20 protein-coding genes are annotated in these 20384 nt (G+C 59.2%); 15 read left to right on the top strand and 5 right to left on the bottom strand.

Annotated elements, in window-relative coordinates; translation table 11 throughout:
• Positions 1–72: 72 nt before the first annotated feature.
• From ACFP6B_RS01185 to pta, 3 genes are all read right to left on the bottom strand, one after another.
• Positions 73–720, bottom strand: a complete 648-nt coding sequence (locus ACFP6B_RS01185; protein ID WP_377125733.1) for a hypothetical protein — start codon at positions 718–720, stop codon at positions 73–75.
• A gap of 276 nt (positions 721–996) precedes the next feature.
• Positions 997–2136 carry an acetate/propionate family kinase gene (locus tag ACFP6B_RS01180; protein ID WP_377125730.1) on the bottom strand — a complete coding sequence of 380 codons (1140 nt, stop codon included), beginning with the start codon at positions 2134–2136 and terminating at the stop codon, positions 997–999.
• Between the two features lie 19 nt (positions 2137–2155).
• A complete protein-coding gene (pta, locus tag ACFP6B_RS01175; protein WP_377125727.1) occupies positions 2156–4267 on the bottom strand; it encodes a phosphate acetyltransferase in 2112 nt (703 codons plus the stop codon).
• A gap of 223 nt (positions 4268–4490) precedes the next feature.
• On the opposite strand from pta, the gene ACFP6B_RS01170 reads away from it, so the two are divergent.
• The 13 genes from ACFP6B_RS01170 to ypfJ all read left to right on the top strand — a co-directional run bounded on the left by ACFP6B_RS01170 (position 4491) and on the right by ypfJ (position 14884).
• A complete protein-coding gene (locus tag ACFP6B_RS01170; protein ID WP_377125724.1) occupies positions 4491–5162 on the top strand; it encodes a DsbA family protein in 672 nt (223 codons plus the stop codon).
• A gap of 47 nt (positions 5163–5209) precedes the next feature.
• Positions 5210–6025, top strand: coding sequence for a carbon-nitrogen hydrolase family protein (locus ACFP6B_RS01165; protein ID WP_377125721.1), 816 nt, complete (start codon positions 5210–5212; stop codon positions 6023–6025).
• 16 nt (positions 6026–6041) lie between these two features.
• Positions 6042–6359: an acylphosphatase gene (locus tag ACFP6B_RS01160; protein WP_377125718.1), complete on the top strand. Its 318-nt coding sequence runs from the start codon at positions 6042–6044 to the stop codon at positions 6357–6359.
• Positions 6360–6370: 11 nt separating this feature from the next.
• On the top strand, positions 6371–7315 hold the full coding sequence (locus tag ACFP6B_RS01155; RefSeq protein WP_377125715.1) for a cation diffusion facilitator family transporter: 945 nt from the start codon (positions 6371–6373) through the stop codon (positions 7313–7315).
• 26 nt (positions 7316–7341) lie between these two features.
• Positions 7342–8151 carry a spermidine synthase gene (locus tag ACFP6B_RS01150; RefSeq protein ID WP_377125712.1) on the top strand — a complete coding sequence of 270 codons (810 nt, stop codon included), beginning with the start codon at positions 7342–7344 and terminating at the stop codon, positions 8149–8151.
• A 198-nt stretch (positions 8152–8349) separates the two neighbouring features.
• Positions 8350–8556, top strand: coding sequence for a hypothetical protein (locus ACFP6B_RS01145; protein ID WP_377125709.1), 207 nt, complete (start codon positions 8350–8352; stop codon positions 8554–8556).
• Between the two features lie 183 nt (positions 8557–8739).
• Positions 8740–9072, top strand: coding sequence for a hypothetical protein (locus ACFP6B_RS01140; RefSeq protein ID WP_377125706.1), 333 nt, complete (start codon positions 8740–8742; stop codon positions 9070–9072).
• 103 nt (positions 9073–9175) lie between these two features.
• Entirely contained in the window at positions 9176–10045 is an 870-nt protein-coding gene (locus ACFP6B_RS01135; RefSeq protein ID WP_377125703.1) for a hypothetical protein, read from the top strand.
• Between the two features lie 13 nt (positions 10046–10058).
• Positions 10059–11222 (top strand): hypothetical protein, encoded by a 1164-nt coding sequence (locus ACFP6B_RS01130; protein WP_377125700.1) that lies wholly within the window; start codon positions 10059–10061, stop codon positions 11220–11222.
• 8 nt (positions 11223–11230) lie between these two features.
• Positions 11231–11893 carry an ABC transporter ATP-binding protein gene (locus ACFP6B_RS01125; RefSeq protein WP_377125697.1) on the top strand — a complete coding sequence of 221 codons (663 nt, stop codon included), beginning with the start codon at positions 11231–11233 and terminating at the stop codon, positions 11891–11893.
• Positions 11894–11951: 58 nt separating this feature from the next.
• Positions 11952–13022 (top strand): ABC transporter permease, encoded by a 1071-nt coding sequence (locus tag ACFP6B_RS01120; RefSeq protein ID WP_377125694.1) that lies wholly within the window; start codon positions 11952–11954, stop codon positions 13020–13022.
• Positions 13023–13130: 108 nt separating this feature from the next.
• Positions 13131–13934 (top strand): di- and tripeptidase, encoded by an 804-nt coding sequence (locus tag ACFP6B_RS01115; protein ID WP_377125691.1) that lies wholly within the window; start codon positions 13131–13133, stop codon positions 13932–13934.
• 11 nt (positions 13935–13945) lie between these two features.
• Positions 13946–14884, top strand: coding sequence for a KPN_02809 family neutral zinc metallopeptidase (gene ypfJ, locus ACFP6B_RS01110; protein WP_377125688.1), 939 nt, complete (start codon positions 13946–13948; stop codon positions 14882–14884).
• Between the two features lie 130 nt (positions 14885–15014).
• Here the strand turns inward: ypfJ and ACFP6B_RS01105 are convergent, their stop codons facing one another.
• A complete protein-coding gene (locus ACFP6B_RS01105) occupies positions 15015–16088 on the bottom strand; it encodes a hypothetical protein (RefSeq protein WP_377125685.1) in 1074 nt (357 codons plus the stop codon).
• Between the two features lie 142 nt (positions 16089–16230).
• Positions 16231–17664, bottom strand: a complete 1434-nt coding sequence (gene purB, locus ACFP6B_RS01100; RefSeq protein ID WP_237222072.1) for an adenylosuccinate lyase — start codon at positions 17662–17664, stop codon at positions 16231–16233.
• Between the two features lie 266 nt (positions 17665–17930).
• Between purB and ACFP6B_RS01095 the strand changes: the two genes are divergently transcribed.
• On the top strand, positions 17931–18476 hold the full coding sequence (locus tag ACFP6B_RS01095) for a hypothetical protein (protein WP_237186768.1): 546 nt from the start codon (positions 17931–17933) through the stop codon (positions 18474–18476).
• A gap of 2 nt (positions 18477–18478) precedes the next feature.
• The gene (locus ACFP6B_RS01090; RefSeq protein WP_377125681.1) at positions 18479–20365 is read left to right on the top strand and encodes a hypothetical protein; all 1887 of its coding nucleotides are present in this window, start codon (positions 18479–18481) and stop codon (positions 20363–20365) included.
• Positions 20366–20384 lie beyond the last annotated feature (19 nt).

Genomic DNA, 20384 nt, shown 5'->3' with positions numbered 1-20384 from the left:
TATATGCAATAGCAGAGGCTAGAAGAAGCAACAGCCCGCTGTTAAGAATTTCTAATGGTGTTATTTCAAACATTACGGCCCCCAGGTGGCGATTATTCCGTTTCTATTTACGCGGATACCTTGATATCCGTAGGTTGTAGCATGTCCAAATCTCTGAAGTGTTATTGCAGTTTCGCAAACTGCGTTGTTTCCTTCAAATCTCACATATGAATGGTGGTTGATTGCTCGTAATGGTACTAAGTTGAGAATAGTTCCATAACAGTAATTTGAAGAAGTTACTCGAGTGCTATTGTAGTTATATCCAAAATGTGTGGTTGCTTTGGCATATGATATTCCGAGAATGGTCCATCGACGCTCATACCAGTCGGAACGAGACCCTGAGCTACTTAAAGTTTGTGAAAGTGATGGTAATGCACGCAGGCTGGTTTCGGAAGTTTCAACTGCCAGGATAGGAGAAATTCTTTTAGCTTCTTCGTCTGTCTCGGGTAGCTTATCCATCGAAACTAGAACATCAAGCACTTGATTTTTTTCTTGGAAAGTTAGATTTGACCATTGTGCTGGTTGGCTTTCTTCCAGTGCTTTGGCGACCATTTGCCGTTCAGTTGACATCGTGGTATCAGATATCGTTTGATTGTTGGTATCTGCAAACGCTGCGCCGGAAAGTGCTGTAGATGCAATAAAAGCTAGTGCTATCCCTTTTGATATTGAGGCGAGTTTCATTGGGTATTCCTTGAGTGCTTGGTCAGCCGTCTTTGGCTGAGACTTGGGGATCAAGAGTGAGTTCTTGTGCTTCTGACTTTAATACCTTGGTTAAATCCAGTCAAGAAGTTATCTAAAAAAAGCCGATACGTTTTTCAAGAGTTTCCTCGGGGTGCCCCTAGCCTGGCGAATCTTGCTACCTGGATAGAAACGAAAAGCGGGGTTTCTTTCGAACTGCGGATAGAATCACCGCATGTCGAAAGAAACCCCGCCCTATCAGCGGTGAGGCCCTAAAATTTAGGCAACCAGAGCCTCGGTGGCCTCAGCGATAGCCTTTTCCTCGTTGGTGGGAACGACCAGTACGGGGATGGCTGAGTCTTCGGTGGAGATGATGCGGGGCTCGTCGCCGCGTACCTTGTTGGCTTCGGCGTCCAGCTTGATGCCCAGGGCGCCCAGGCGCTCAACAGCCAGCTCACGGAACTGGTGGGAGTTCTCACCAATACCGGCGGTGAAGACCAGGGCCTTAGCGCCACCAACAGCTACATGGTAGGCGCCAATGTACTTAGCCAGGCGGTAGGAGGTCATGTCCAGGGCCAGCTTGGCGCGTTCGTCCCCAGCTTCCATAGCCTCAACCACGGCGCGCATGTCGTTGTTGCCAGCGATAGCGAGCAGGCCGGATTCCTTGTTCAGCAGGGAGTCCATCTTGGCGGGGGTCATTTCGGGGTCGCGCATCATGATGGAGGTCAGCACGGAGGGGTCGATGTCGCCGGAGCGGGTACCCATGACCAGGCCAGCCAGGGGGGTGTAGCCCATGGAGGTGTCCAGGCACTGACCGCCCTCAACGGCGGTGACGGACGCGCCGTTACCCAGGTGGGCAATCACGCCGTTGAAGTCGGAGCGGTCCAGGCCCAGGAAGTCAGCGGCAATGCCGGTGACGTAGTCGTGGCTGGTGCCGTGGAAGCCGTAGCGGCGCACGCCGTACTTCTCCACCAGTTCTTCGGGCACAGCGTAGCGGTAGACGTGCTCGGGCATGGTGCCGTGGAAGGCGGTGTCGAAGACGGCAACCATGGGGACGCCGGGGTAGGTTTCCTGGGCAGCCTTCAGACCCAGCACGTGGGCGGGGTTGTGCAGGGGAGCCAGAGGGGAGAGTTCATCAATCTTGGCGATGACCTCGTCGGCGACCAGTACGGGCTCTGAGAAGACGTCGCCGCCCTGAACGATACGGTGGCCGATAGCGTCGATGGTCTTACCGTGCAGGGGCGCAACCAGGGCCTTAGCCATGATGTCGAGAGCTTCGGTGTGGGTGGGAATCTCAGCTGAGCCGATGTTCTCCACCAGGCCCTTAGCGATGACCTGGTTCTCTTCACCGGTAGCGGAGGTGTCACGCACCTGGTACTTCACAGATGAGGAACCGCAGTTAATAACGAGTACGAGCATGAAAGTGTTTTCCTTTAGGTTAGAGGGTCTGGGCCTGGATCGCGGTGATAGCTACGGTGTTGATGATGTCATCGACGGTAGCGCCGCGGGAGAGGTCGTTCACGGGCTTGCGCAGGCCCTGCAGGACGGGGCCGACGGCTACAGCGCCGGAGGTCTGCTGAACAGCCTTGTAGGTGTTGTTGCCGGTGTTCAGGTCGGGGAAGATGAAGACGGTTGCCTGGCCTGCGACCTCTGAGCCGGGGAGCTTGGAGGAGGCGATGGACATGTTGGAGGCTGCGTCGAACTGGATGGGGCCCTCAAAGGCGAAGTCGGGGTTGGCCTCGCGCAGCTTTTCGGTGGCTTCGACGACGAGTTCGACGTCGGTGCCGGAGCCGGAGGTGCCGGTGGAGTAGGAGAGCATGGCGACCTTGGGGTCAACACCGAACTGGCGGGCGGTCTCGGCGGAGGCCTTGGCGATGTCGGCCAGTTGCTCTGCGTTGGGGTTGGGGTTCACGGCGCAGTCGCCGAAGACGAGCACGCGGTCTTCCATGAGCATGAGGAAGACGGAGGAGACGACCTTGACGCCTTCGCGGGTCTTGATGAATTCCAGGGAGGGGCGGATGGTGTTGGCGGTGGTGTTCACGGCGCCGGAGACCATGCCGTCGACGATGCCCTTGTGCACCAGCATGGTGCCGAAGTAGGAGGGGTCCATCATGCGGTTCTGGGCGCCTTCGAGGGTCATGCCCTTGTGGGCGCGCAGTTCGGCGTAGGTTTTGGCGAAGTCCTCGGTGTAGGTGTTGTTGTCGAGGTCGATGATGGTGACGCCGCGCTTGCCGTCCTCTGCGATGGGCAGGTCGATGGATTCGCGCTGGCAGATTTCTGCGATTTTTTCGGGGTTGCCGATGAGGGTGAGGTCGCAGAAGTCGCGGCGGACGATGATGGAGGCTGCGCGCAGGATGCGGGGGTCGTAGCCTTCGGGTAGGACGATGGAGCGGCGGTCGCTGCGGGCCTTTTCGATGAGGTTGTGCAGGAAGCGCAGGGGGGTCATGGTGGCGGGGCGTTCGAGTTCGAGGCGCTCGAAGAGTTCCTTTTCGTCGACGTTGCGGAACCATTCACCCAGGGCGGTTGCAATCTTGCGGGGCTGGCCGAGGGCTAGCTGGCCGCGCACCATGGAGACGGCGCGGCCGGCCTTGAAGGTGTCGAGCTGGGTGGTGAAGACGGGGAAGGGGGCCTTTTCGACCAGCTGGCCGATGGCGGTGTCGCCCTTGAGTTCTGCGGCCAGGCCGCCGGTCAGCAGCATACCGGAGGGGGCGGGGAAGCTGGGGGAGAGGGCGGAGGCGAGGGTTGCGACCATGATGTCGGAGCGGTCGCCGGGGACGATGACGAAGTCGCCGTCGGTGAACTGGGAGAGGAAGTTGGAGACGGTCATGGCCGCGATTTTGATGTCGTGGATGTCGCGGTCCAGGAAGTCCTGGCTCATGCCGTCGTGGTTGAGGCCGAGGTTGTAGACGACTTCGGCGACGGTGGGCAGGGAGATTTCGGGCAGTTCGGGCAGGACGTAGACGGGGCGGTTGGAGGGGCCGCGCTTGACGTTCTTGAGGATTTCTTCGCGCAGTTCGGGGCGGGCGCGGTTGACCATGATGGCCAGGACGTCTACCTTGGCGCCGTGGAGTTCGGTGCGGGCGACGTCAACGGCGTTGACGACGTCGGAGACGGTGGATTCCTGGGCGCCGACGACGGCGATGACGGGGGTGCCGAGGTCCTTGGCGAACTGGGTGTTGAGGTCGAATTCTACGGTTGCTGCGTTGTGGGAGAGCAGGTCGGTGCCGTCGACGATGATGGCGTCGCAGTGCTTGGCCATGTCGGAGTAGACGGAGACGGCGATGGAGGACATTTCTTCGTGATCGCCGGAGGCCAGCAGTTCGCGGCAGCGTTCGAGGGAGACACCGCCGCGGGCCTGGGCGTCGCTGAGGTTGTACTTGGTGCGGAGCAGACGGATGAGGGGGTCTTGTGACTCGATTTCGCCGCTGAAGACGGGGCGGAAGAAGCCCACGCGGTCGGTTTCTTTGAGCAGGGAGTCGAGCAGGCCGATGGCGATGAGGGACTTGCCGGAGCCCTGGTTCATCGCGGAAATGTACATGCCGTTGGTCATCTGGGTCTACATCCTTGTGGCTGTGTTTTTGTGGGTTACGGCGGCTGTGGAGCTACCGTATGTTTACTTCTGAGTTTATTCCTTTGTGTGGGCTTTAGGGGCGGAGCGGCGTGCGTTTGTGTGGTATCTCATGAGGGGCGGACGCTTGCTGACAGTGTGTGCCTGTGGGGTGCGCGGGTGGGTGGTTAGGCTGGGAGAAGCAGTATTTTTTGAGGAGAGTCTTATGTCTGTGAAGCTAACCCGTCGTGCCCTGGTGAGCCTTCTTCCGGTTGTAGGTCTGGTGGCCTGTGGTGGTTCTAGCGAGACTGCCGGCAGCGCTTCTGCCGCCGCAAGCGGGGAAGGCGCGGCGGGCGTCCGCACCGATGCCGGCTACCAGCTCAACGCGGTAACCGACGGTGCCCCCACGGTGACCCTCTACACCGATCTGCAGTGCCCCTATTGCGCTAAGGCTGACCCCAAGTACCGTGAGGCCGCTGCCGAGTTAGAGGGCACCATGAACGTGACGGTGCGTCACTTCCCGCTGCCGATGCACGCCAACGCGGTTCCCGCTGCCCAGGCTGTGCAGGCTGCTGAGGCCCAGGGGGCTTACGTGGCTATGGCTGATCACCTCTACACCCACCAGGCTGACTGGAAGGAAATCACCGACACCGCCCAGTTCGCCACCCTCATGGGAGACTATGCCGAGGCGCTGGGCCTGGACCGTGCCCGCTTCGAGTCTGACCTGCCGAGCGAAGAGGCTCTTGCCCTGATTGAGCAGGAGTATCAGGACGGCGTCGCCGCAGGCGTGAAGGGCACCCCGAGCTTCGTGGTGGAGGGAACCAAACTGGAGAACGTGGATTCAGGCACCAGCACCGCCGACATGGTGGCGGCCTTCAAGCAGGCTGGCGGGCTCTAAGCGCGTTAACCTGGTCACCGCCCGCTGCGCCCTCTAGAGTTGAAGGTATGAAGATAGCTCTCGCCCAGATGCTCAGTACCAAGGACGTTGCCCGCAATATCGAGACGATCCGTGAATACACGGCGCTCGCAGCAGAGCGCGGGGCCCGCCTGGTGGTCTTCCCCGAGGCCGCCATGTTGAGTTTTGGCGGGCGTCTGTATGATGACGCTGCCCAACACGAGCTAACCTTCCGCACCGCCCTCGCTAACATTGCCCGCGAGAACTACGTGACCGTGGTGGCGGGCGGCTTCGCCCCGGTGCAGCTCTCTGACGAATGGAACCTGAGGGTTTATAACAACCTCTACTGCTTCGACCAGAACGGGGTAGAGACCGTCTACACCAAGATGCACCTCTACGACGCTTTTGGTTTTAAGGAATCTGAGGGGGTTAAGGCCGGTGAACAGCTAGTGACCGTCACCGTGGATGGCACCAGAATTGGCCTGGCCACCTGTTACGACGTGCGCTTCCCCAAGCTTTTTGCCGACTACTCCCGGGCAGGGGCTAAGGCGACGATTGTTGCGGCCTCCTGGGCTGGGGGTGAGGGTAAGGTGAGCCAGTGGCAGATTCTGACTAGCGCTCGTGCCCTGGATTCCAATATGTTTGTGCTGGCTGTTGACCAGGCTTCCCCCACGAGCGCTGACCCGCGGGCAGATATCACCCAGCCGACCGGTGTGGGCTATTCCCGGGTGGTTTCTCCCTTCGGCGTGACCCTGGCTGAGGCGGGTGAAGCCCCCGAAATTCTGGTGGTTGACATTGACCTCTCTGAGGTAGATCGTGCCCGCTCCGCCCTGCCCGTACTACGCAACGCCAAGCTGGACTACTAGAGAAAGAGCACCTGACATGGGTTTCTTTGATATCTTCACCGATAAAGCCCCCGCCGAACCGGCCGAGGCCCAGCTTATGGCTACTGCCTACGGGCACGTGCAGGGTGTGGGCTTCCGCTGGTGGGTCGCCGGTATCGCCAAGCCCCTGGGGCTGGTGGGCTACGCCAAAAACATGGACGACGGTTCGGTTGAGATTATCGCCCAGGGCAGTGCGGACGCCTGTGAGCAGCTCCTTGCCGAACTGACCGGGGGTGATACCGCCGGTAGGGTTAACCACGTTGACTCTGACATCACCCAGCCGGTAGGCTCCTATAAGGGGTTCGGCATCTACTAGGAAGGCGCACTATGGGACATTCTCACGGTCACTCTCATAGTCATGCCCACGGGCATTCCCACGGTGCTGGAGTCAACGAGCGCCGCCTCATTGTCGTGGTGGCTATCGCCTGGTCGCTGGTAGCCTTCCAGCTGGTCGGGGCCTGGCTGACCGGCTCCCTGGCTCTGCTCTTCGACACGGTTCATGTCTTCACCGATGCCCTGGGGGTGAGCGTGGCCCTGGCCGCTGCGCGCCTGGCCCGCCTACCGGCGTCCTCCCGCCACACCTGGGGCTTCCGCCGGGTCGAGGTGCTCTCAGCCATGTTCCAGGCAGCCGTACTCCTGGGCGTAGGGCTCTTTGTGCTCTACGAGGCTGTGCAGCGCCTGCTGGAACCGGCCCCCATTCCTGGCCGTGAAGTGCTAATCTTCGGCGTCATCGGCCTGGTAGGCAATATTGTGATGATCGCCGTTCTTCTCGGTGGTGACCGCACCAACTTCAACATGCGCGCAGCCTTCCTCGAAGTTCTCAACGACGCCCTGGGTTCGGTGGCCGTCATCATCTCGGCCCTGGTGATATGGCGTACCGGCTTCTACCAGGCCGACGCCCTGGTCGCTATGCTCATCGGCCTGCTGATTATCCCGCGCACCGTCAAGCTCTTCCGCGAAACCACCTCGGTCCTGCTGGAATCAACCCCGCGGGGGCTTGATCTCGACGAGGTCCGCCGCCACTTGGAAAGCCAGCCCCACGTGGTTGCCGTACACGACCTACACGCCAGCCAGATTTCCTCCGACCTGCCGGTGCTCACCGCCCACATTGTGCTGGATGACGAGTGCTTCACCTCGGGCCACTCCGTAGAGATTCTCAAGCACCTGCAAAGCTGTGTGGCTGAGCATTTTGAGGTGTCGATCAAGCACTCCACCTTCCAGATGGAGCCGCGCTCCCTGGCTGCCGACGAAGACCTGCGGCACCTGCACTAGACCGGAAAGGGGCTAGGCTAGAGAACATGTCACGCACCATTCAACTTTCTTTTTCTGGCCTGAGCGCATCCGTTGCCCCTGACGGCTTCTCAGCGACCGGCCGGATTCTTGAAATCGGCGGGGCAGAGCAGTCCCACGTGGATCTAGCCCACCCCGACTTCATCTTCTACGAGTACCTGCGCCGGATCGGCAACCTGGTTGATCTTCAGGCTGAGCCCGGGGCACCCATCACCGCCGCCCACCTGGGGGCTGGTGCCCTGACCCTGGTGCGCTATATTCAGGCCACCCGGCCCGGTTCAGCCCAGCTGGCTGTTGACATCGAGCGGGAGCTGCCCGGTTTTGTGATGGAGCAGCTACCCCTGCCAGAGGGTACTAACTGCACAATTTTGATTGAGGACGCCGCCGCGGCAGCTCCCCGACTGAGGGATGAGTTGGGTGCCCCGGGCGGTCTTGACCTGGTCGTCCTCGATATTTTCTCGGGCTGGGAGGCTCCGCCCCACCTGACCACCGCCGAGTTTTACACCGACCTGCGCGACTCCCTGGCCCCTGCCAGTAGTGAGAGTGCGGGCGGGCTCCTGGCTGTGAACGTGGGGGATGACGCCGGGCTGAGCTTCTTCGTTGCCCAGGCCCGCACCCTGCTCGATGTCTTTGAGCACGTCTGGTGCCTGGCCGACACCACCATGCTGAGCGGACGCCACGCGGGCAACCTCATTCTGGTGGGCTCGCACGTGGCGCTCACCCAGGACGCCGCCACCCGCCTGGTCGGTGCCGGGCCGCACCCGGCGTCCGCCCTGGGCACTGACGAGCTGGTGGAGCTCCTGGGGAAACTGGGCTAGGGCCAGGACGCCCGGGTTGGCAAAAGCCTGCACGGCACCGGACCCGCCAAAGGGCAGCGTGATGAGCGTGGCCACGACCAGGGCGGTACCCAGGCCACCTGCCCCGTCAAGGAGTTGGGCTACCCGCGCGTTGGCCAGAATATAGCAGGCCCAGAAGAAGGCTGCAATCAGGGCAAAGATGAGCCCCAGAGGTGAAATGTGTTCGGCACCGAAGGCCTTTTCGATTCTGATCAGGGCCATGCCGGTAGCTGCCAGGGTAATCCAGAGGGCGTCGATGCGCTGGCGGGAGAGTACCGCCGCGAGCACCAGCGGGCCTACGAATTCAACCGAGACCGCCAGCCCCAGGGGCAGCAGCTCAATGGCGTGGTAGAAGGCCCCGTTCATGCCGGCGAAGGAGTCTGGTAGGCAGGGTGCACGGCACTGTGGAACACCTTGGAATATCTACTTATTCTTATCAAAATGTATTGCACATCACTTATGCCTGGTTGTATTCTCGAATCAGGCAGGCAGTTGCTTAGTTCATCTGAGTGGCGTGAATCCAAAATTCTTAGGTCTGCTGGCCCAAAACCCCATACTTTAGGAGGAGCAATGAAGCTCAAAAAAGTAGTTGCACCCGTAGCCGCTGCTGCTTTCTTGGTAGTTGCTACCGTGGTGCCGTCACATGCTCTGTTTGTTGCGTATGACGATGCGAATTTCCGGGATGCTGAACTGGTGAGGATTTCATCAGGTGCACCTGCTGTTATTGATGTGGCAGATGATCGCACTTCATCTATCAAAAATTTTTCAGGTAAGGGATACTCTGCTCGGAGTATTGTAGGCCCGTATGCCTCTCATGAGGTGTACATTGTCCCCAATAACGCGAGTATCTCGTACTTGGGGAGTGCGAACGATGTCATCGACCACTTCGATGTTCGAGGTTAATTAACTGCTCCACCCGGTAACTTTTGGGGATTTCCTTGAGTTGCCGGGTGTGGGCAAATCTCATAACAATTTGTTTTAAAGTTTTAACAAGGAGCTGAGTGCTATGAGAAGGCATCTTGCGATTCTCGCGGGGGTGGCCCTCGTACTTCCACTAGTAGCGTGTGGTACTCAAAACACTGCACCTTCTGACTTTGACCCCCAAGTGCAGCAAATACTCAATGAGTACAGCTCACCCAATATAGATATTACGCTTGCTATTAATTTGGTAGCGGGCCAATGTATGAGAGATGCAGGTTTTAGAGAAGATGTGGTCTCGCTTCAGCCTCATGGGTACTCGATATCCGGTTTGGTAGGGGTCATTACAAATGAAGAAGAGGCACGTGCTGGATACCAATCAACCATCGCTTATGAGGTGGAGCGACCTCTCACCGAAGCGGAGCAAGAGGCCTACTATGGTTCAGATACTTCTGAAACTGTCAGTGTAGAACTTTCTACTGGAGCAGTTGCTAGTCGCCCCCTTGAAGGGTGCGCAGCCCAGGCCTATGCAGAAGTCTATGGATCAGTTGAAAACTCTTTATTCTACGAAACTTTCATCAATGAGCTCCTTGGCGCCGGTGGCCCCGGAGAAATTAAACAGGCTATAAATTCAGCTGACCATCTGCTTGCTGAGTATACAAAGTGTATACAAGAATCATCCGGCCTGAACACTCACTCCCTGGAGGAAACCAGTGAATTAGTCGCACAGAAACTTGGAGCCTATAGACAACCGGCTGAGCCGCCCTCTGCTGAAGAAGTTGATTATGCACTAGCTGATTATCGGTGCCAGCAAGAATCTGGATACGTCAAAGCAATTAACGATGCATATATTGAAAAAATATCAGATTGGCTTACAGGTCATGAAGATTTAATACTGAAAATCCGAGATATTGAGCAGACAGCCCAAGAGTCATCACGCCAGATTCTTAATAGTTAAAGAAGGCCTAGCTATGCCTAAAGAAATAGTCGTTAAATTGTCAACGAAATACCTGATTAATTTCCTTATACTAATAGTTCTCATCATTGGTGGTGCTGGCTTTCTATACCAAGGACTCAAAAATAATCAACAGGCTAACCACCAGCCACAAGCTGCGAGTATAGTAACCGCACCAATTGTTAGGCAAACTCTACAAGAATCACAAAGAGGAACTGGACATATAGCCACTGAGCGGAGCGTAGCCATTGGGGTTCTTCAGGGGGCGTCTTCTGTTATTACACGTGATTCTCAACCTCCAGGAGCGCAACTGGTAAGCGGTGATGTGCTGACCACCATCGATGAAAGACCTCTATTTATCTTTACGGGAGCAGTGCCCGCCTACCGTGACCTAGGACCGGGAGCACGCGGAGAAGACGTGGCGCAGATACAGCAAACACTTGTACATCTTGGCTACCCTGTCTGGGACGAGCTGGGATACTACGGTCGTGATACTGCCTATGCTATCTACCGTTTTTATCTGAACTCCGGCTACTACCCGCCAGATGATGTGGATCAGTCACAAGACCTAGAGGCTCCCTACAATACACGGCTACCACGTACCGAGTATGTCACCCTGGATTTTGAGACCTTTCAGGTTGAAAGTGTATGCGGAATACGCGGTCAAACACCTTCTAACCCCCTGTGCACTGTCAGCGATGGAACTTACAGCGTTTATTTTGAAGCTGAAGCAAACACCCCAGCTGGTAAGCTGGAACCTGGTCAAACAGTAGTTCTAGAACCAACTGGTCACGAACCGATTGAAGGTATTTTAGGTAAGCCTGTCAGTGATGAGATTGCACAGAACATCTTAGGTAACACAGATAATGGAGAGGCTGAAGCCCCCAGCAAAACTCTATACTCGCTTACCTTTTCGGGTGGTACCAACCTTACTCCTGAGCAGGACTATGCAGCCAAAGTAATTATCGGATCCAGTGCCCCAAATGCACTCACAGTGCCCGAATCTGCCCTGGTGCATGATAACGATACTACTTCAGTTGTACTGGCCGAAGATTCCCGGCATCTCCCAGTGACTCTAGGGTACTGCTACCGAGGCTACTGTGAACTCATTAACCCTGACCCCTCGCTTGTGGAAGGTACCTCCCTAGAACTAGCTTCTACGGAGGTGAGCCGGCCATGATAAGTGATGTGCCTCTTCTCTCCTGCACGGGTCTCAGCCGTTTCTACCCTCCCGCAACGTGGGCTCTCAGAGAAGCCAATCTCAACCTTTACCCGGGGCAGTCTGTGGCTATCAGTGGAGCATCAGGCTCTGGAAAGTCTACTCTTCTAGGTTTACTGGGCCTACTAGATTCACCGACTCAGGGGAGCATCAAAATTAGCGGGCAAGAACTCGCCCAAGCAGATGATTCTGAGCGAACGCGCATCCGTTCTGAGTATATTGCCTTTGTGTTCCAGGCCTTTCATCTGGTGCAGCATCTGACAGCACAGGAGAATATCTCGTATGCCCTAGAAAATCGAGGTGTTAAACGAAATGAAGCTCGCCACCGGGCGCAAAAGGCGCTCGAAGCTGTTGGCCTTAACCATCGACTTAATCACTGCCCCTCTAACCTCTCAGGTGGTGAGCAACAACGGGTAGGTGTTGCACGAGCTCTTGCCTGCAAAGCGCCTTTAATCCTCTGCGATGAGCCAACAGGAAACCTTGATACCGAGAACTCCCACAGAGTCCTTGACCTCCTTCTTGAGTATCGCGAAAGTGCACTGGTTATCATCACCCATGAGCCAGACATTGCTGAGCGTTGTGACAGGCACTTGATTATGGTAGATGGGTGTCTCATGGAGAAGGGCGGGTAGGTAAATAATGCTACGCTACGCCCTACTCGCTGTATTACGGAGATTTCGCAGGAACTTCTTGACTTTAGTTGCCATGACTGTTGGGGCAGCAAGCCTGGTTGCTCTTATTGGCATAACGGAAAGTTCTGTCAATCATACGGCTCTCAGAATGACTCAGTATGAAGCAGCAAACGTGCAAGTACGTTTGCAACCCTACGCCTGGGAATGGGGGGAACAGCAGATTATTGAAGCTGCTAGACAGCTTCCAGAAGTGGCGGCAGTGGGGACTCTTTCTCTTGGGGAGGTCCCTGAGGCCCAGTTAAGTAGTATCTATGGTGGTAGCAGCCAGCAAGCGTATGTGACTGTCGCTAGTTCCCAGGGGCTAGATGCGAGAGAAGCAGAAATTGTTGAAGGCTCCTACCCACTAGGAGAGTCTGTGCTTCTAGGCAAGTCCTTAGCTCGTGACTTGGGGGTATCGAGTCAGCAGGGGCGAAACCGCATTGTGCTAGACGGCCAAGAGGTAACTGTCTCAGGTATCGTTGTCGATGGGCCACATAATGCTGCCCTCTCCACCATGCTGGTACTGCCTCCAGACTCATCTCTGGTCCCCTCGGTGAAGAATCGACAACGAGCTCTGCATGTCAGAATAACGCCAGGTTCAGCAGATCTTGTTGGCCAGCAGCTGCCTATGGTCCTAGACCCTGGGCAGCCGTTGAACGTTACTGTTGCCTCTGCCCCCTCACCGTCGCAGCTGAAAGAAAGTCTTGGGGCTGACTCACGTATTCTGGTGAGGGTTGTTCTTCTTGTGATGGTGGTTGCAACTAGCTTCGGGACTGTTCTCACCATGCAGATGTCGGTATGGGAACGCAGACGTGAGATTGGCATTAGCCGTGCTTTGGGACTAGGGCGTTTGAAAGTCCTCACCAGTTTTCTGCTTGAAGCCTCTCTTCTTGGCGCTATAGGGGCGGTGCTCGGATTTTTTCTAGGGCTTCTCATCGCTGGTATCGTGGCGGTCTCCCAGGGGTGGGCCATTATTCTTCCACCGTACACGGTAGCTCTGCCTCTACTTGGTGCACTAGCTGGTGCTATCGGCGGTACTTTGCCAGCTGTTTCAGCAAGTCGTGTGCAGCCACTTGAACTTCTTACCTAAAAGCTGATGCGGGGTTTAGCTCCGGCGTCCTTTCCTTAGCGTGCCGCCCGCAAGACTGCAATACCAAGCACACTGTGTTTACAGCTATTTGCCGGTAAACTAAAAGCTATGTTCAACTTCAACGCATCTAGCGCTTTCGACGCTAACGGTCAGCCCAAGCCCGCAGTTACCCGCACTGTCGACACTGTGCTGAAGGTTCAGCGTCCCCTGATTGTTTCCATGCTCAAGAAGATGCGTGAGAAGCACCCTAACGAGACCCCCGACCAGATTGCCAAGCGCCTCGAAAAGGCCTACCTGCGCGATGTGACCGTTGGTGGCGGCGCCGTGGGCGCAACCGCTTTCGTGCCCGGTCTGGGTACTGCGGCGTCCGTCGGTCTGTCTGCCCTGGCGGTTGGCGGCTACCTGGAGCGCACCGCTATCTACGCGCAGGCTATGGCTGAGCTGCACGGCGTGCACGTAGATGACCCCGAAAAATCCCGCCTCATGGTCATGGCCATCATGCTGGGTGAGGACGGCTCCGTGCTCATGAACTCAATCCTGGCCCATACCGGCAAGACCGGCGGTGTTTCCCGCAAGTGGGGCATGATGATGGGTTCCAAGGACTCCGGCAAGGTGTTCAGTATCGAGCGCACCATCCGCAATATGTTTATTAAGCGCTTCTTGACCCGCCAGTCCGGTGCGCTGCTCGGTCGTGCCCTGCCGTTCGGTATCGGTGCTGTGGTGGGTGGCGGTGCCAACCTGGCCCTGGGTAAGAACGTGGTCAAGTCGGTGGAGCAGACCTTCGGTGCCCTGCCCGCTGTCTTCCCCGATGCCCTTAACCTCGACCGGGCCCCCAAGTTTGAGGGTGGCAAGGGCGAGGACGCCGGCACCTCCGAGGGTGCGCAGGGTGAGACCGCGCAGCTTGAGAAGTAAAGAGAACTGTCATGGGTTTTAACGACAACCTAAATAACAACTACTCCCAGCGAGGCTCATCGGGCGGCAACGGCCACTCCGGTGGTGGCGGTGGTGCGAACCCGCTCATGATGATGCTCATGGGTAGCGTGGCTCGGAAGTTCGGTATTCCCGGTGTGCTTGTTCTTGGTGCTATCTTCCTTTTTGCCTCGGGCGGCCTTGGTGGCCTGACTGGCGGTAGTTCTAACTCCATGTACGGCACCGAAGCCCAGCAGGACCAGGTCACCGGCGCCGGGAACTTCGACCACTGCCAGACCTATGAGGACGCCAACCGCTACGATGATTGCCGTATTCTGGCGACCGGCGTGAGCCTGGATATGGTGTGGGAAGAGAAGCTCCCTGCTGAGGCGGGTATTTCCTACACCGCACCCGACCTGGTGCTGGGTGAAGGTCAGCTTTCTACCGGTTGCGGTACCGCCAATATCTCGCAGACCGGCCCCTTCTACTGCCCGGCTGACCAGACCGTGTATATGTCGGTTCCCTTCTTTGATCAGCTCAAGGCTATGGGCGGGTCGAACGGTGATTTTGCGGTCATGTACGTGACCGCCCACGAGTTTGCCCACCACATTCAGCAGACCATGGGCACCCTGAAGTACTCCAACTATCAGGACCCGGGTGCTGATTCGGGCGCTGTACAGGTTGAGGTTCAGGCCGACTGCTATGCCGGCGTCTGGGCTTCCCAGGCTGATAAGGGTGAAAACGCCCTGCTGGACCCTCTGACCGAGAGCCAGATCCAGCAGGCAATCGATACGGCCCGCGCCATCGGTGACGACGCAATTCAGCGTTCTTCGGGCCAAGAGGTTAACCCCGATCTGTGGACCCACGGTTCATCAGAACAGCGCGTCAGCTGGTTTACCAAGGGCTACACCGAGGGCACCATGGCAGCGTGCGCCCAGCCCTTCAACTCTTAGGCGGAGCTTTTAGCCTGGGCGCGCGAACTGCCCCTAGGCGTCCGCACCCGTCTCTTTACAGTAGGGACCAGATTCCTACCGAAGTACCTAACGTCCACACGGTATTCGGTAGGAATCTGGTCCTTATCTTTTAACCCTTGAAACGGGAGCGGGCGCGGACGAAGGCGCGGGCAGCGAGGCGGGCACCCTTGGCGGTTGCCCCGTCGGCTGCTGCCAGCTCTGCCTCGGTGCTGGGCCGTACCTGGGTTTCGGTCACTACCGGGGCCGGGTCTTCAATGGCGGACGCCGTTACCGGCTCGGGTGCCTCAAGTTGGGAGGGCTCGACGGGCTCAGGCTCATCGAGGGGAGAGGGCTCCACGGGCTCGGGCGACTCAATGGCACTGACCTCTTCGGCAGAAAGTTCTAGCAGGTCAGCGTCATCAGCAGCCGGTGCCGAACCCTCGCTGCCCTGCCCTGCCCCCGTGCCCGGGGTTCCGGCGTCCTGACCGCTGTCTAAGACCGCGAGGGTGCTGGCAGGTAGCTGCCCGGGGGCGTCCCCCAGGTTTTGCCCTACCTGGGCAATCAGCTGCTGAGCGAAATCCCGGCGAACCTTCTGGCTAGCAAAAACAGCGCCACCGGCCTTAACCAGCTGCTCGCCCGCCTTGACCAGCAGTAGGGTCTGGGGGTTGCGCAGACCGATGGCGGCCACGGCCCCTAGAATGTTCATCTGCTGCCCCTGGCGCACTCCGGCGCTGGGGATGTTTTCGACCTGGGTGAGTAGCTCGTTGACGTCCTGCCCTAAAACGGCTGCTGCTGCCTCGTCGCTGCTTTCAACTTTTAGCCCGTAGAGCAGGGCCATGCCGTGCAGGTAGGTCTTGACCGCCTGGGCGCTGCCCACGTGGGCTGTGGTGGTGATGCCCTTGTTGGCGGCCCTGCTGTAGGTAGCCATGCCCTGCTGTACCGCGCCCAGGTGGGCGGCTGCCTGGGTGAGCCCGGCAACGCGCCGGTTGCGGGTGACGCTGCCGAGGACGTTGGGGGTCAGCTCCTGGGCGCCGGCCTGGGCTGAGCCGACCAGGGTGAAGTCACGCACGAAGATTCCGCCTAGGCGCTCTGCCAGGGTGGCGGGGCTGGCGTCGGGGTGGCGGGCACGGAGCTTGCGCAGGCGGCGCACAGCCAGGGGGACCTGCTCGGGTGAGCTGTCTGCGGGGCGAGAGGTTTCGGTCATAGGTCTATTGTAAGAAACCCCGCGCAGGCGCTGTCTTCGTAGGTGGAAGATGACGTCTGCGCGGGGTCTGCGTTTGTATATTCACCGGATGTGAACAGGTAACAGCTGGCAAGGAACGCTGCTACCTGTGCCTGGCTAAGCTTTAGCGGGTAGCGTGCTCCAGCAGGGAGGGGGCCAGGCCGATGTAGGTTGCCGGGGTGAGCTCAGAGAGCCGGGCTTCGGCGTCCGCACTCAGACCGAGTTCAGCGACGAATTCCTTGAGGCGGGCTGCATCAACGCGGTGGCCGCGGGTCAGCTCCTTGAGACGCTCGTAGGGGTCCTCCATGCCGGGGACGCCCGCGATTGCCTCGGCGCGCATGACCATCTGGATGGCCTCGGCCAGAACTTCCCAGTTCTCATCGAGGTCTTGGGCGATGACGTCGGTGGCGATGTCCAGACGCTCCAGCCCCTTGACCACGTTAGAGATCGCCAGCACGGAGTGGCCGAAGGCTACACCGATGTTGCGCTGGGAGGAGGAGTCAGTCAGGTCGCGCTGCCAGCGGGACTGCACCAGAGTTGAGCCCAGGGTGTTCAGCAGGGCGTTGGAGATTTCGAGGTTGGCCTCGGCGTTCTCGAAGCGGATGGGGTTGACCTTGTGGGGCATGGTGGATGAACCGGTTGCGCCCGCAACGGGAATCTGGCGGAAGAAGCGGATAGAGATGTAGCTCCACACGTCGGTGCAGAGGTTGTGCAGCACCTGGTTGAAGTGGGCGATGGAGGAGTAGAGCTCAGCCTGCCAGTCGTGGTTTTCGATCTGGGTGGTCAGGGGGTTCCAGTCCAGGCCCAGGCCGGTAACGAACTCTTCTGAAATCTTCTGCCAGTCGGCGGTGGGCACAGAGACGACGTGGGCGGAGTAAGTGCCGGTTGCGCCGTTGATCTTGCCCAGGAATTCAGCGTTTTCAACGTGCTTGATCTGGCGGTTGAGGCGGTAGGCGAAAACAGCCAGTTCCTTGCCCAGGGTGGAGGGGGTGGCGGGCTGGCCGTGGGTGCGAGAAAGCATAGGCACGTCGCGGGCCTCTTCGGCCAGCTTCATGATCTGCTCAACCAGGCCGCGGGCGGCGGGCAGCCAGACGTTGGTGACGGCGTCCTTGATACCCAGGGCGTAGGAGAGGTTGTTGATGTCTTCACTGGTGCAGCCGAAGTGGACCAGGGGCTTGAGGTGGCCCAGGCCCAGGGGTTCGAGGCGGCGGGCGATGAAGTATTCTACGGCCTTCACATCGTGCACGGTGACGGCTTCGATTTCTGCCAGCTCGGCGGCAGATTCTTCGGTGAAGTCGGTGACGATGGCGCGCAGGCCGGCGCGCTGTTCGTCGGTGAGGGGCTCAAGACCGGGCAGTACCTGGTGGTCGCAGAGGTAGATGAACCATTCGACCTCAACGTGGATGCGGTCGCGGTTGAGGGCGGCTTCTGAGAGGTAGTCGACCAAGGGTTCGGTGGCGGCCTTGTAGCGTCCGTCGAGGGCGCCGAGGGCAAGACCCGCGCCGGTGAGGGAGTGACGGCCAGAGGGCAGGGTGGTGCAGTTTTCGCGATGAGACATGTCTCTAGTTTCTCACGGCTAGGTGGGGTGGCGCACGTTTTAGCGGGGGTGTGAGATGGGCTTTTACGGGTAGGCGGTGGCTGCCGTCAAGGGGTGTGAACTCGCTGCGTCATCTTGCGTCACGGCTGCACCAATTTTGGGGTGGTGTGCGCGGACGGCCGGGGCGGGGCTTATCCACAGGCGGGCGGACGCTGGTGTCCCGCCGGGTGCTGCTTTTAGGGTGTGGGCTAAGGAATCGCCCGTGAAAGAAGTGAGGAGGAAAAGCGATGCCTTCGGTGTATGAGCTTGTCGCGGCTGCGGGCAGGGTTGGCCTGGGAAGTCAGGGAGCTGCGAGCGCGTCCGCGGGTGCACTGGGTTTGGCTCAGCGGGTGCGGGAGTGGTCTGCTGCGCTGGCGCAGCAGGTGCTGGGGCAGGCGGACGCCGTCGGGCAGGCCTCTGGGCAGGCTTTAGCTGCGGGGCAGGTGCAGTGGGATTCTGTGGCTGGCCGTGCCTTTCAGGGGGCTTTGGAGGCAGAAGGGGGTGCGGCTAGGGCTCTGCAGGGGGAGTTGGAGGCCGGTGCCCAGGAGGTGCGGTTGGCCGGTGAGGCTGTTGCTGCTGAGCTTGAGTTGGTGGCTTCTGCTATCGGTGCTGCCGGGGCTGCTTTTGATGCCGCCTTAGCGGGTATGGCGGTGCTGGACGATATCGACTTTGACGACTTTATTGTGCACGCCGAGCGGGCTAATCTACCTGCCCTGCACGGGGCTCTCACCTCGGCTATGGGCAACCCTCTGCTTGCCCGTGTGAGTGCTACTTTGGCAGGAGAGGGGTGGTAGGCGTGGTCGCAGCATACGTTTCTGGTGCCCCTGGGGCAGGCCCTTCGGGCGGCCGTATCTCGGTGGAGTTCTCTGAGCTAGAGCCCCTAGCTCACCAGCTTGCTGCCGTAGCTGGGCGGTACGAAGAAGCGAGCCGGGAACTGGGTGGTCTCACTGCGCGTGTGGCTCTTTTGGCCTCCCTCGATCTGACGGGGGCAGGTAGCCGCGCCCTGGCGTCCTTGGGTACCAACACCCTAACGCTCACCACCCTGGTGGCGGGTATGCGGGGCCTAGCCCGAGGCGTGCAGAGCGCCGCTGAGAACTACCGGCAGGCGGAGGACTTCGCCAATCGGGTTATTAACCAGACGAATCAGGCTCAGACCCTGGGCATGGCGGTGCTGCGTGGCACCCAGTCGGCCTTCGGCTACCGGGTTGACCTGCTTAAGCTGGTTGTTAAGCGGGGAGCGGTGCTGGCGGTGGTCTACGCGAAGGACGCCTTCTTGCTGGCTCGCACTACTCCCGATGGGCGTAAGATCATGCAGGATACGACTAAGGGACTTAATAAGCTGGCGCAGGTAACGGGTACGACCGGGCGCTTGCGGGCTACCCGCGACATGACGGATGTGCTCAGCCCCAGCCTGCGCGTCGATAACCTAGACCCCGGTAAGAGTATCCCCCGGCTTGAACCCAATGGAGCCGGTCGGGAACTACCCCTGAGCGCCCGCGGAATCGCCGAGCACTTCCAGCGCATGGAAGGCATAGAGAGCCGGGGCGATGAGCTCTTTGAAGCCGCCCACTACCAGGGCGCCTGGGACCACGTCATGGTTCAAACCCTCTACAACCCAGAAACCGGTGAAACCCAGTACCTGGTCACCATTCCCGGGACGGACGGTGACGGCGAGCGCGAGGATTTCTTGCAACCCTGGCGCGGGGGCACAAACACCTGGGCCGGCACCGCCGGAAGTGCCACCTCGGGGTATGGCTCCGACCTGACCCCTAACCAGTACACGGCCCTGATGACCCAGGTAGAGCGAGCCCTGGAACAGGCAGGGGCGGCTGAGGGCAGCGGCGTGATTCTGGCCGGGTTCAGCCAGGGCGGGCTAGCTGCCGGTGCGCTCGCGGCCAATACGTCCTTCGGTTCCCGCTACCGGGTCAAGGGGCTCATCACCCAGGGCAGTCCGGTGGACGAGATCAAGGTACCTGCCTCGGTGACCCACGTTGATACCCGGTATGAGGGTGACCCCGTCCCCTACCTTCAGGGTGACCGCCCCGACTACGCGCCCGATGCGTCTACCGTGATGCAGCACAGACCTGCAGACGCCTCGGTTCACGGGGCTGCGGACTACGTGAAGATCGCGGGTGCTAACCCCGGTACGGAGCAGGTGATACCCGAGCTGCAGGGCTTGATGGGCGGCTACAGCGTGGTAAAAACGACGATTACCGCCGGCACGACCCAGAAGCCCGACATCACCCGCACCGAACAGGAACAGATGGCTATAGCGGGAGTTGGTAACGCTGTGCACGCGGGGGCTCAGAAAATAGGGTTGGGCAACCGCTTAATCAATAGTTCCAGCATTAACCCCTCTGACCTCTACCAGGACGCCGACTCAGCCCTGCGCACCTTAGATACCGAGGTGATACAGAAGGGGGATCGCTGGCTCGATACCCAGCTGCGCAAGGTAGAAATTGGCGGTGTGCAGCTCTATAACCCCACCATCACCCTGCCAGCGGTGGGGGAGCAGCCGCCTGCACCTATGCCCGATAGCAGTATCCGGGTGTATGAACCCACCGCCCAGCAGCAGGTACGCAACCTGACCAACCTAGCTGGGGTGGGTGACCTCATCAGCGACGAAGCAATCGATGAGGGGGTGAGAGTCTTTTTGCCCGCCAGCTCGACCCCGCCCGAGTGAGGTACCGGGGCGGAGCCAG

Origin of the sequence: Rothia nasimurium (assembly GCF_042660305.1) — a bacterium.
Taxonomy (GTDB): Bacteria; Actinomycetota; Actinomycetes; order Actinomycetales; family Micrococcaceae; genus Rothia; species Rothia nasimurium.
This window is presented reverse-complemented; position numbering and strand designations above follow the sequence as displayed.

Bases quoted from the DNA above. Each gene is read 5' to 3' on its own strand.
- ACFP6B_RS01185 (WP_377125733.1), bottom strand. From the start codon at position 720: ATGAAACTCGCCTCAATATCAAAAGGGATAGCACTAGCTTTTATTGCA.
- ACFP6B_RS01180 (WP_377125730.1), bottom strand. From the start codon at position 2,136: ATGCTCGTACTCGTTATTAACTGCGGTTCCTCATCTGTGAAGTACCAG.
- pta (WP_377125727.1), bottom strand. From the start codon at position 4,267: ATGACCAACGGCATGTACATTTCCGCGATGAACCAGGGCTCCGGCAAG.
- ACFP6B_RS01170 (WP_377125724.1), top strand. From the start codon at position 4,491: ATGTCTGTGAAGCTAACCCGTCGTGCCCTGGTGAGCCTTCTTCCGGTT.
- ACFP6B_RS01165 (WP_377125721.1), top strand. From the start codon at position 5,210: ATGAAGATAGCTCTCGCCCAGATGCTCAGTACCAAGGACGTTGCCCGC.
- ACFP6B_RS01160 (WP_377125718.1), top strand. From the start codon at position 6,042: ATGGGTTTCTTTGATATCTTCACCGATAAAGCCCCCGCCGAACCGGCC.
- ACFP6B_RS01155 (WP_377125715.1), top strand. From the start codon at position 6,371: ATGGGACATTCTCACGGTCACTCTCATAGTCATGCCCACGGGCATTCC.
- ACFP6B_RS01150 (WP_377125712.1), top strand. From the start codon at position 7,342: ATGTCACGCACCATTCAACTTTCTTTTTCTGGCCTGAGCGCATCCGTT.
- ACFP6B_RS01140 (WP_377125706.1), top strand. From the start codon at position 8,740: ATGAAGCTCAAAAAAGTAGTTGCACCCGTAGCCGCTGCTGCTTTCTTG.
- ACFP6B_RS01135 (WP_377125703.1), top strand. From the start codon at position 9,176: ATGAGAAGGCATCTTGCGATTCTCGCGGGGGTGGCCCTCGTACTTCCA.
- ACFP6B_RS01130 (WP_377125700.1), top strand. From the start codon at position 10,059: ATGCCTAAAGAAATAGTCGTTAAATTGTCAACGAAATACCTGATTAAT.
- ACFP6B_RS01115 (WP_377125691.1), top strand. From the start codon at position 13,131: ATGTTCAACTTCAACGCATCTAGCGCTTTCGACGCTAACGGTCAGCCC.
- ypfJ (WP_377125688.1), top strand. From the start codon at position 13,946: ATGGGTTTTAACGACAACCTAAATAACAACTACTCCCAGCGAGGCTCA.
- ACFP6B_RS01105 (WP_377125685.1), bottom strand. From the start codon at position 16,088: ATGACCGAAACCTCTCGCCCCGCAGACAGCTCACCCGAGCAGGTCCCC.
- purB (WP_237222072.1), bottom strand. From the start codon at position 17,664: ATGTCTCATCGCGAAAACTGCACCACCCTGCCCTCTGGCCGTCACTCC.
- ACFP6B_RS01095 (WP_237186768.1), top strand. From the start codon at position 17,931: ATGCCTTCGGTGTATGAGCTTGTCGCGGCTGCGGGCAGGGTTGGCCTG.